1 protein-coding gene is annotated in these 427 nt (G+C 50.4%); it reads right to left on the reverse strand.

What is annotated here, in order from left to right:
* Positions 1-427: mechanosensitive ion channel domain-containing protein (locus I6F38_RS43480; RefSeq protein ID WP_225164724.1), on the reverse strand; the 427-nt coding region annotated here is incomplete at both ends.

Here is a 427-nt window from a genome sequence, read left to right on the forward strand (position 1 = left end):
CAGTTGATCAGACGCTCGGTAACAAACGCTTTGTTCGGGATGATCACTTCTTTGCGATCGAAATCGGTAATCGTTGTCGCACGAATACGGATCTTACTTACCGTCCCCGAGAAGCTACCAATGGTTACCGTATCGCCAATACGCACCGGACGTTCGAATAGAATGATCAAACCGGAGACGAAGTTACCGAAAATTTCTTGTAAACCAAAACCAAGACCTACGGATAATGCTGCGGCCAGCCACTGGAGTTTATCCCAAGAGACGCCCAGCGATCCGAACACCGTCATCGCACCAACAGCAATAATGATGTAGTTAAGGATGGTAGTAATGGCATACGACGCGCCCTGGCGCATATTCAGTCGCGAGAGCACCAGCACTTCCAGTAAACCAGGCAGGTTGCGAATCAACGCCCAGGCCACCATTGAGG

The organism is Bradyrhizobium sp. BRP56 (assembly GCF_020194035.1).
GTDB classification, from domain to species: domain Bacteria; phylum Pseudomonadota; class Alphaproteobacteria; order Rhizobiales; family Xanthobacteraceae; genus Bradyrhizobium; species Bradyrhizobium australafricanum.